The 10,947-nt window shown below is 50.1% G+C and carries 7 protein-coding genes; 3 read left to right on the top strand and 4 right to left on the bottom strand.

The genetic code is table 11. The features are described from left to right. Window positions 1-306 precede the first annotated feature (306 nt). The 4 genes from argH to argC form a co-directional block, all read right to left on the bottom strand. Window positions 307-2,181 (bottom strand): argininosuccinate lyase, encoded by a 1,875-nt coding sequence (gene argH / locus AC6R1A_RS00225; RefSeq protein ID WP_500633011.1) that lies wholly within the window; start codon window positions 2,179-2,181, stop codon window positions 307-309. 242 nt (window positions 2,182-2,423) lie between these two features. Then, a complete protein-coding gene (locus AC6R1A_RS00220) occupies window positions 2,424-3,641 on the bottom strand; it encodes an argininosuccinate synthase (protein ID WP_334555659.1) in 1,218 nt (405 codons plus the stop codon). A gap of 140 nt (window positions 3,642-3,781) precedes the next feature. After that, window positions 3,782-4,576 carry an acetylglutamate kinase gene (argB, locus tag AC6R1A_RS00215; RefSeq protein WP_334555660.1) on the bottom strand — a complete coding sequence of 265 codons (795 nt, stop codon included), beginning with the start codon at window positions 4,574-4,576 and terminating at the stop codon, window positions 3,782-3,784. A gap of 51 nt (window positions 4,577-4,627) precedes the next feature. Further along, entirely contained in the window at window positions 4,628-5,632 is a 1,005-nt protein-coding gene (argC, locus tag AC6R1A_RS00210; RefSeq protein WP_500633010.1) for an N-acetyl-gamma-glutamyl-phosphate reductase, read from the bottom strand. A gap of 153 nt (window positions 5,633-5,785) precedes the next feature. Between argC and argE the strand changes: the two genes are divergently transcribed. The 3 genes from argE to AC6R1A_RS00195 all read left to right on the top strand — a co-directional run bounded on the left by argE (window position 5,786) and on the right by AC6R1A_RS00195 (window position 10,838). Beyond that, window positions 5,786-6,922: an acetylornithine deacetylase gene (gene argE / locus AC6R1A_RS00205; RefSeq protein WP_500631010.1), complete on the top strand. Its 1,137-nt coding sequence runs from the start codon at window positions 5,786-5,788 to the stop codon at window positions 6,920-6,922. Window positions 6,923-7,169: 247 nt separating this feature from the next. Continuing rightward, window positions 7,170-9,803, top strand: coding sequence for a phosphoenolpyruvate carboxylase (gene ppc, locus AC6R1A_RS00200; protein ID WP_334555663.1), 2,634 nt, complete (start codon window positions 7,170-7,172; stop codon window positions 9,801-9,803). Window positions 9,804-10,298: 495 nt separating this feature from the next. Continuing rightward, entirely contained in the window at window positions 10,299-10,838 is a 540-nt protein-coding gene (locus AC6R1A_RS00195; protein WP_334555664.1) for a PadR family transcriptional regulator, read from the top strand. The last annotated feature ends 109 nt before the right edge of the window (window positions 10,839-10,947 follow it).

The raw sequence follows: 10,947 nt of genomic DNA, 5'->3' as shown, positions 1-10,947 counted from the left end.
AACGTATTCTTCGATACCTTCTTAGCGACATTCATCAAGAGAGTCATGGATAGCTCGCAGCCAGGTTGCGCAGGGGCTAGATAGAAAAAAGCCCCAAAACCAATCTTAGTCTTGGGGCTCTCTTAGATTCTTCTAAGAAAAAGCAGTGGTACTTTAATAGACCGGACTTTCTCTTAGAAGTTCCCATACGATAACGATCTTTTTTGATCTTTTTTATCGCCTTGGGTTTCAACCGCTTATATAGCCTTGCTTAGCTGCCATCCATCAAGTTGTCTATATTGAGCCCTCTTGATTGAGAGACATAAGTTACGCAACGTTGACGCGGGCAATCGGCTGCTCGACTAAATTCACCTCTAGAGCGACCTCATCACAGGCATGTTGACGCGGGCACTGCTCACAATCTTTGAGCACTTTCTCTGGTAACAGTGATTTCGAGGTCGGCAAGAAGCTCTGCTTCATGAAGAACTCTGGCGTACGCGTCAGCACAAAGACTTTCTTGATCGCCATTTGACGCGCTTTCTCTACCAGGTACTGAACAATCGCACTGCCCTGTCCCTGACCTTGCCAGCCCGCTTCCACCCCTAATGAGCGAATCTCGGCCAAACCAGAATCGTAGACGTAAAGTGAGGCGCAGCCAGTCACTTCTCCATGATGTTCCGCCACCGCGAACGAGCCGATGTCTCTCACCAGTTCATTACGTGAACGCGGTAAGTTCTCACCCATGTTCGCCCAGTAGGTCACCATGCCTTCCAGCGCTTCAATGTCGGTCAAACGTGCAGGTCGCACATTAACGGTGTTGTTGTCGCGCTTGATCAAACGGCCTTCCGCCTGCTCAACGGCGTACGCCACTTGTTTGGGTGACACACCGCCAAGCGCACTGCGTTTCTCTAGACACGATTCGATGGTGAGAATGTCATACACATCGTTCTCAATCACCGCAGAGAAGGCTTTGAGCTCATCTAATGATAGCTCTTCAAGGGCGCAGCCTTTCTCAATCGCGCCCACTACAGCAACGCCAACAATGTGGTGCGCTTCACGGAATGGAATGCCTTTGGCAACCAAGTAGTCGGCCAATTCGGTGGCGTTTGCATATCCTTGCTTCGCCGCTTCCAAGGTGCGCTCACCGTTGACTTTGATGCCATCAAAACAGAGTGCGGCCATTTCCATGCAATCGTTCCAGGTGTCGAGTGCATCAAACAGACCTTCTTTGTCTTCTTGCATGTCTTTGTTGTAAGCCAGAGGCAAGGCTTTGACGGTCATCATCATCCCGGCTAGCGAGCCATAGACGCGACCTGTTTTGCCACGAATCAACTCGAGTGCATCAGGGTTTTTCTTCTGCGGCATCAAAGATGAGCCAGAGGTGACGGTATCAGCCAACTCAATGAAATTGGATTCACCTGAGTTGTAGAAAATCATATCTTCTGCCAGACGCGACAAGTGCAGCATGGAAATCGAAGCGACAGATATCAGCTCCATCACATGATCGCGGTCAGACACTGAGTCGAGGGAGTTACGCGTGGCACGACGAAAGCCCAAGTTATGCGCCAACACTTCACGATCAATCGGGTAAGCCGTTCCCGCCAACGCACCGGAGCCCAGCGGGCAAGTATCAAGACGTTCAATCGCATCATGCAGACGTGAGTAGTCGCGCTCAAACATCTCCACGTAGGCTAAACACCAGTGGGCAAACGTAACAGGCTGCGCGCGTTGTAAGTGCGTGTAACCCGGTAATACCGTGGCTTGATGTTGCTTGGCGACAGAGACCATTTGCGCTTGCAGGCGATCCAGCGCCATTAGCAGTTGCTGGCCTTGCTGACGACACCAAAGTTTGAGGTCAGTGGCGACTTGGTCGTTACGTGAACGGCCCGTGTGCAGTTTTTTACCCAGATCGCCGACTTTGCTGATCAGCTGCTGCTCTACCCAAGAGTGGATATCTTCCGCATCTGAACGCAAGATTTGGTGCGGGTCTTCCATCACTTCAAGCTTAAGCTCGTTTAACGCCAGCTCTAATTTCTGCTGCTCTTCTTCACTCAACACATTGACAGAAAGCAGCGCTTTCGACCATGCGATAGAGCCGACGATATCTTGCTCTGCCAATCGGTAATCAAAACGCAATGAATCGTTGAATTCTTTGAATCTTGTATCTGCTGCTTGGGTAAATCTTCCGCCCCATAATGCCATTGCGTTTCTCCTGATTACCAGTGCTCACTGTGCGTTTGACAGCGCGTTTGCTAAAACAATCTCTGAATGGAATTCAGTATTTTTTTGATGGGTCAACGTTACGGCAAATTCAGACAAAAATAAAGTATTAATTCATTATTTTTACATATTTATTCATGGCTATTTTCTGTCGCCTGTAACGAAACAAGCCCATCTTTTCAGATGGGCTTGAGTAAGATAACAAGACAGTTCAGGAAGATCGATTACGATTTTTTCTGACTGTTCAAAGCGCGGATACGGCTCGATAGTGAGTAGAGACGAATGAATCCGCCTGCGTGGCTTTGGTCGTACACTTCATCTTCACCAAAGGTCGCAAACTCTTCGCTGTAAAGGCTGTTGTCCGAACGTTTCTGCGTTACCGTTGCTTGACCTTTGTACAGCTTCACAACCACCTCGCCATTGACATCCTGCGCCAACTCTTCAGACGCCGCTAGGATAGACTTACACAGTGGTGTGAACCAGCGACCATCGTACACAAGGTGTGACGCTTTTAGGCCCAGTTCTTCGCGGAACTCAAATGACGCTTTATCCAACACCAGTTGTTCAACCGCACGCAGCGCTTCCATCATGATGGTGCCTCCCGGAGTTTCGTAGCAGCCGCGAGACTTCATGCCGACCAAACGGTTCTCAACGATGTCGATACGACCCACACCGTGCTTCGCACCTTTTTCATTGAGGTAGACCAGTGCGTTGTATGGCGTCATAGTTTCACCATCAACCGCTACCACTTCGCCTTTTTCTACTTTGAGGGTGACGTATTCCGCTTCGTTAGGCGCTTGCTCAGGGTCAACGGTCCATACCCAGCAATCTTCGTTTGGTGCATTCCAAGTATCTTCTAGTACACCACCTTCGGTTGAGATGTGCCAAGCGTTAGCATCACGCGAGTAGATTTTAGTCAGCGACGCACTACAAGGGATGTTGCGCTCAGCTAGGTAATCCAGACACTCTTCACGGCTGACCAAGTCCCACTCACGCCACGGCGCAATCACTTGCAAGTCAGGGGCGAGCGCAGCAAACGCGCCTTCGAAACGCACTTGGTCGTTACCTTTACCGGTACAGCCGTGACACAAGGCATCTGCACCGACTTTACGTGCAATCTCAACTTGCGCTTTGGCAATGATAGGACGAGCCATTGAGGTGCCGAGCAAGTACTTGCCTTCGTAGTATGCGCCGGTTTTCAGCGTTGGGTAGATGTACTCTGCCACCATCTCTTCTTTGAGATCGACCACGTAACACTCAGACGCACCGGATGCTTTCGCTTTTTCTTCGATGCCAACCAACTCTTCTTCACCTTGGCCGACATCAGCGACAAACGCGACTACTTCACAGTCGTAGTTCTCTTTTAGCCACGGGATGATCACTGAGGTATCAAGACCACCAGAGTAGGCGACGACGACTTTGTTTACTTGTACTTTGCTCATTTTATTCTCTCCAACATCCAGCGCGGCGTATGGCCTTAGCGCTGGGTGATTAATCTGCTTTGGTGCCCTGCATCAAATCAAGCGGACACCCTGTGTTTGTTTGGCAGTGACCACAAGTCACTGCACGAATCTCTTTGTGTTTATGGCTTAGGTAAAAACTGAGTGCCGATGCTTTGCCCTGCGAACAGCTCAACGAGCTTTTCTGGGTAGCGCCATGTCGCTACTTCAATCGGACGACCTAAGTCATTCGCCGCTTCCAACGCTGCGTTGACTTTGACAATCATGCCATCGGTGATCACTTGGCCTTTGATCAGGCTTTGTGCTTTCTCTTCATCTAAGCTTTTGATGAGGTGGCCTTTACCATCCAGTACACCACTCACATCCGACAACAACACCAATTCTGCATCCAGTGCGCCAGCCACTGCGACCGCCGCTTGGTCGGCATTCACGTTCATCAACTGGCCGTCTTGCGTCAAGCCAATCGAGCTAATGATCGGCAGTGCGCCCGTCGCCAAAATCGCTTGCAACACGGTAGAATCGCCAGGTGATGCTTTGCCTACCGCGCCGAGTTCCGGATCCAACTCTTGAACCTGACACAAACCGCCATCGGCTAAGCTCAACCCTACTGCATTCAGGCCATCTTTAATCGCTTGCCCTTGCAGTAGCTTGTTGGCCGTACCAGCCAATGCACCCGCAATGACAGGAATTTGGTCATAAGGCGTCACACGTAGACCCTGTTTTTTGACCGTTTCAAGATTGAGCTTGGCCATAAGATCGTCCACTAAGTATCCGCCGCCGTGGACGATCACAATTCGTCGCTGCGCCTGAGTTTGGTAATTAGCGATGGCGCCAAACACTTGGCTGAGCGTCTCGGTGCAAGAAAGTGCCGCACCGCCTAATTTGATCACTAATGGCGTTTGATTGTTCTCTGTCATTACTCTTACCTCTACCGCTTGATGACTCAGTTTCAACCTTGACGATTGAGACTATACAAGGGCAGTTAACTCGGGATATCCGTAGTGGATGTTTAAACATTGCATCGCTTGACTCGATGCGCCTTTGAGCAAGTTATCAATCGCCGATACGACAATGATGTGCTCGCCCTGAACCTTCCAGCCAATATCGCAGAAAGGCGTGTTTTCGACGTTCTGAATCGAAGGCAGTGTCGTCGTGTGCAGACGAACGGCCGGTTTGTTCTGATAGGCGTTAGTAAACGCTTGTGCTACTTGCTCAGCCGTCACACCAGACGCTAGCTTCATAGTGATGGTCGCCAAAATCCCACGTTTAAAATTGCCCAGATGAGGAGTAAAGATCACATCGCAACCCAGATGAGTGGCAATTTCCGGTTGGTGGCGGTGAGTAAACACGCCATAAGGCTGAAGACTCACTTCACAAAAGCTGTTCGTCAGTGAGGCTTTGCGCCCCGCGCCCGACACACCACTTGTCGCATTGATGACTGGCCACTGAGTTGTATCAACTAACCCAGATTGCAATAGTGGCTTGATGGCAAGTTGTGACGCAGTGGGATAACAACCCGGCACCGCAATAAGCTGGCTCTGTTTAATGCCTGGCTCATTCCACTCGGCAAGACCATAGGTGGCATTTTCTAGCAGCTGTTCGAACTGGTGCTCAAAACCATAGAACTCACTGTAGAAGCCCTCTTTTTTGACCCGAAAAGCGCCCGAGAGATCAAACACCTGGCAGCCTTGCTCAAGCAATGGCGCGGCTAAATCGTGGCTGACTTCATGGGCAGTCGCAAGAAAAACCACGTCGCTCTCTTTGCCAACCTTTGCCACGTCAACGAGCGGCTGCACTGGCTCGGTCACTAAACCTTGTAACTTGGGGTGCAGTGTCGCAATGCTCTTACCTGCATCGACGCTATTGGCGGACACATATAAACCTGCTAGCGTAAGCTCTGGGTGTTTTTGCACCATGAGCGCCAATTCTGCGCCTGTGTAGCCGCTGGCACCTATGATTTTGGTTTTTAGCATCTCGACATCCATAATTGGGTTAAAAACGCCACCCAAAGAGTGACTATAAATTTACAAACTTTAGCTTTTAACGGTTTTTTATTCATTAAAAGTGATTTATTATGTGTTTTACCTTCTTAATAGAATTATGTCAACAGGGAATGCGAACTAAATATGCAATTACCTAGCTTTATAGAGGTCTACCGCGGCCTTATTTCTACCTCATCCATCAGCTCGACTGACCCACGCTGGGATGAAGGCAATCAGCAAGTCATTGAAAAGCTCGCAGACTGGCTCAAAGACATCGGCTTTCAGGTCGAAGCCACGCAAGTCGAACCGGGCAAGTTCAACCTGATGGCAAAGAAAGGCTCAGGAGAAGGCGGCTTATTGCTGGCCGGACACAGCGATACGGTGCCATTTGATGAAGGACGCTGGAACTACAACCCTCACGCCCTAACAGAAGACAACAACCGTTTCTACGGTTTAGGTACAGCCGATATGAAAGGCTTTTTTGCCTTTATTATTGAAGCGGTAAAAAAGGTCGACTGGAGCAAACAAAGCAAACCGCTCTACATCTTAGCCACATGTGATGAAGAGACGACCATGCTCGGCGCTCGTCATTTCACTGAACACGCCCCATTTAAACCGGACTACTGCATCATCGGCGAGCCAACCAGTTTAGTGCCTATTCGTGGCCACAAAGGGCACGTCGCCAATGCCGTGCGCGTGACCGGTAAATCGGGCCACTCTTCCGACCCTGCGCTTGGTGTCAACGCCATCGAAATCATGCATGAAGTGTTGTACGCGCTGATGCAACTGCGCGACAAACTGATCAAAGAGTATCATCACCCAGGGTTTGCGATTCCGAGCCCGACTCTCAATCTGGGTCACATCCACGGCGGCGACAGCGCCAATCGCATCTGTGGCTGCTGCGAACTGCATTATGACGTGAGACCGCTGCCCGGTATCAGTTTGGATGGCCTCGACAACATGCTGCGCGGCGCACTGAAAGACGTCGAAGCCAAATGGCCCGGCCGAATTGAAATCACGCCGCTGCATGAGCCGATCCCGGGTTATGAGTGTCAACATGATCACCCGTTTATTGGTGGTATGGAGTCCATTTGTGGCATGGACGCTGAAACGGTCAACTACTGCACCGAAGCGCCGTTTTTGCAGCAGTTATGTCCGACCTTGGTGCTTGGCCCCGGCTCGATTGACCAAGCCCACCAGCCCGATGAGTTCCTCGCCTTCGATTTTATCGATCCGACCATCGATGTACTGTCAAAAGCCATGTACAAATACTGTTTCTAAAAACAGACACGTCGCTCTGCTCGGTGACTTTCCTCTCGAGCAGAGCAATCTTTCGTCGTTAGCCACTTCAAATGTAATAAAATTTCACCCATTTTCTCTGGGGTTGGATGCTTTTTGCTCATTGATATCGATTGCATAATATTTGCAAACTTTGCATGTGATAATTGACTCTAAGCGACATTTTTCGCTAGATTGTTGGCTTATCAAAAGAACAATGGATGTAATTTTTTTACAAGGCAGGACGACAATGAATGAGAAATACTCTGCTCTTCGAAGCAACGTAAGCATGCTCGGGCACTTGCTCGGCAACACCATTAAGGATGCTCATGGTGAAGCACTGCTCGATAAAGTAGAAACAATTCGTAAGCTTTCTAAATCTGCCCTCGCAGGCAACAAAGAAGACCGCGAGAGCTTGATTGAAGAGATCAAAAACCTGCCAAACGAGCAGTTAACTCCCGTTGCGCACGCGTTCAACCAGTTCCTCAACCTCACCAACATGGCGGAGCAGTACCATACGATTTCACGCCATTGTGATGAGCACGTGTGTGAACCGGACGCCATCAACAGCTTGTTTGCCAAACTGAGCAATAATGAGATCAGCAAGCTAGATACTGCTCAGGCTGTGCGCGATCTGAACATCGAATTGGTGCTCACGGCGCACCCGACAGAAATCACCCGTCGCACCATGATCAACAAGCTGGTTAAAATCAACAAATGCTTGTCCAAGCTTGAGCTTGGCGATCTGTCCGCCAAAGAGCGCCAAAAGACCGAACGCCGCCTTGAGCAGCTGATTGCCCAAAGCTGGCATTCTGACACCATTCGTAAGCAGCGCCCAACTCCGCTCGATGAAGCGAAATGGGGCTTTGCTGTGGTTGAAAACTCACTGTGGGAAGCCGTGCCTGACTTCTTGCGCGAGCTTGACGACAAACTCACCGATTACCTTGGTGAAGGGCTGCCTATCGATGCTCGCCCTGTTCATTTTTCATCTTGGATGGGTGGCGATCGCGACGGCAACCCGTTTGTCACCCACACCATCACCCGTGAAGTCATGTTGCTTTCTCGCTGGAAAGCCGCGGATCTCTATCTCAGCGATGTCAACGAGTTGGTCAGTGAATTGTCCATGACGCGCTGCAACGACGCGGTGAGAGCACTCGCTGGCGAGGATGAGCATGAACCTTACCGTGCCGTGCTCAAAGAACTGCGTGAACTGCTGACCGACACCAAAGACATCCTTGATGCTAAGATCCATGGTCAGAAACTGGCAGTCAAAGCGCCACTGCAACGCATCGCACAGCTGTGGGATCCCCTCTACGCTTGCTACCAGTCACTGCATGAGTGTGGCATGGGCAAGATTGCAGATGGTTCACTGCTCGACACCTTACGCCGCATCAAAGCCTTCGGCGTGCACTTGGTACGTTTGGATATTCGTCAAGAGAGTACCCGTCATTCGGATGTCCTGTCAGAGCTGACGCGCTACCTGGGCATTGGCGATTACGACCAATGGAGCGAGCAAGATAAGATTGCGTTCCTGACCAATGAGCTGGCGTCCAAGCGCCCACTTCTGCCACGCGATTGGGAACCCTCTGAACCTGTCAAAGAGGTACTCGACACCTGTAAGATCATTGCCGCTCAGCCTCGCGAAGCATTTGGCGCATACGTGATCTCTATGGCACGTACCGCCTCTGATGTTCTCGCGGTGCACTTGCTGCTGCAAGAGTCGGGCTGTCCGTACCGTATGGATGTTTGCCCGCTGTTTGAAACGCTCGACGACCTCAATAACGCCGAAGCGGTCATCAAACAGCTGATGAGCATCGACTTGTACCGCGGATTCATTCAAAACCACCAAATGGTGATGATCGGCTACTCGGATTCCGCCAAAGACGCCGGCGTCATGTCGGCCGGTTGGGCCCAGTACCACGCAATGGAGTCCTTGGTCAAAGTGGCTGAAGAGGAGGGCGTAGAGTTGACCCTCTTCCACGGTCGCGGCGGCACGATTGGCCGTGGCGGTGCACCTGCACATGCAGCGCTGCTGTCTCAGCCACCAAAGAGCTTGAAAGGCGGCCTACGCGTAACAGAGCAAGGTGAGATGATTCGCTTTAAACTCGGTTTACCTGAAGTGGCGGTCAACAGTTTCAACCTCTACGCGAGTGCAATTCTCGAGGCAAACCTGCTGCCACCACCAGAGCCGAAACAAGAGTGGCGCGATCTGATGAACGTGCTGTCTGAAGTGAGCTGTGAAGCCTATCGTGGCATTGTGCGCGGCGAACCAGACTTCGTGCCTTACTTCCGTCAAGCAACGCCAGAGCTGGAGCTTGGTAAACTACCACTGGGCTCTCGCCCAGCTAAGCGTAACCCGAACGGCGGTGTAGAGAGCCTACGTGCGATTCCTTGGATTTTCTCTTGGAGCCAAAACCGTCTCGTACTACCAGCATGGCTAGGCGCAGGTGAAGCAATTCAATACTCCGTCGACAAAGGGCACCAAGCGCTACTAGAAGAGATGTGTCGTGAATGGCCATTCTTCTCAACCCGTCTCGGAATGCTCGAAATGGTCTACAGCAAGTGTAATATCGACATTTCTCGCTACTACGATGAACGCTTGGCAGATCCTGAGCTGCTGCCTCTCGGCGATCGCCTACGTGCACAGCTACAAAAAGACATCAAAACCGTACTGAATGTCGAAAACAACGAGAACTTGATGCAGAGCGACCCGTGGGGACAAGAGTCCATTCGCCTGCGCAATATCTATGTTGAGCCATTGAACATGCTGCAAGCAGAGCTGCTCTATCGTACGCGTCAAACTGACGAGCCATCGGAAGAGCTTGAAGAAGCCTTAATGCTCACCATCGCAGGTATTGCGGCAGGTATGCGTAACACCGGCTAAGCCTAGCGCACAAAATTTGGGCGCACACCGCCCCATTAAACCTAAAAGGCCGATAGTCATCTATCGGCCTTTTTTATTATAAAACAAATACTAACGAGGAAGATGAGCCACAACACTGCGCCAAATATTGTATGGAATACCAAAAATACAATTTTTCAGGCATAATGTTTCTAAATCAGGACAAAATAACTCAATATTGAAAATAAAAAACTACAGGTAAAAACCTACTGAGTCTTTTATCAGTTTTTTAGGCAACATTGTCCTTCTATTCTACTTTATGCTTATTATTTAGATATACTACTCAGCCATCGCAAGTGACTATAACAACACCAGCTTGCGTATCGATAGTATATCGACCTAGGTGATAGATGGCTTTTTAAGGTGACATGGCCAACACATTGTTGGCGCCGCTTGACAAAAGAATTCGTGCCAAAGAAGCACACACAAGATTAAGCGGTTGTATTTTGAAGTTTATTGACCATTTGGATTGAAGACATGTCATTACCACACGTTATTTTAACTGTCCTGAGCACTCGTGATGCGACGGGCTACGATATTACCAAAGAATTTTCTGCCACTATCGGCTACTTTTGGAAAGCAAGCCACCAGCAAGTCTACCGCGAACTGAACAAGATGGCGCAAAACAATCTTGTGACCTGTGTTCTCGAGCCTCAAGAAGGCAAACCCGATCGTAAAGTTTACTCCATTACCGATGCCGGCCGTACTGCACTGGGTGAGTGGTTTGATCAACCGACCGCGCATCCTACGGTACGTGATGAGTTCTGTGCAAAGTTGATGGCGTGTGCTATCCAACCCTCTGCACCGTTTCGCACTCAGCTCGCTGAGCTTATCGATGAGTCACGCAAGCTAGTCGCACACTACCAAGAAATCGAGAGCGGTTACTACTCAACGCCTGCGACCCTAGACAAGCAGCAACGTCTAGAGCGTCTCACGCTGCGTCGTAATCTTCTGATTCGTCAAACTTGGATTGATTGGGCAGAAGAAGTGCTCGCTGAGTTGAACGATATGGCGTAATAGCCCTGACCTAACCGTATTAGGTTGAAAGAGACAAAAAAGTCAGCGTGATGCTGACTTTTTTCTTTTCTCGGCTAAGTGGCAAACATAGCATCGTGGTAAACATAAC

It is taken from the genome of Vibrio sp. R10-SG3-ISO3, assembly GCF_059834225.1.
The sequence above is the reverse complement of the archived record's forward strand: the minus strand, read 5'-3'. Positions and strand labels throughout refer to the sequence as shown.

Bases quoted from the DNA above. Each gene is read 5' to 3' on its own strand.
- ppc (WP_334555663.1), top strand. From the start codon at position 7,170: ATGAATGAGAAATACTCTGCTCTTCGAAGCAACGTAAGCATGCTCGGG.
- AC6R1A_RS00220 (WP_334555659.1), bottom strand. From the start codon at position 3,641: ATGAGCAAAGTACAAGTAAACAAAGTCGTCGTCGCCTACTCTGGTGGT.
- argH (WP_500633011.1), bottom strand. From the start codon at position 2,181: ATGGCATTATGGGGCGGAAGATTTACCCAAGCAGCAGATACAAGATTC.
- argB (WP_334555660.1), bottom strand. From the start codon at position 4,576: ATGACAGAGAACAATCAAACGCCATTAGTGATCAAATTAGGCGGTGCG.
- argE (WP_500631010.1), top strand. From the start codon at position 5,786: ATGCAATTACCTAGCTTTATAGAGGTCTACCGCGGCCTTATTTCTACC.
- AC6R1A_RS00195 (WP_334555664.1), top strand. From the start codon at position 10,299: ATGTCATTACCACACGTTATTTTAACTGTCCTGAGCACTCGTGATGCG.
- argC (WP_500633010.1), bottom strand. From the start codon at position 5,632: ATGCTAAAAACCAAAATCATAGGTGCCAGCGGCTACACAGGCGCAGAA.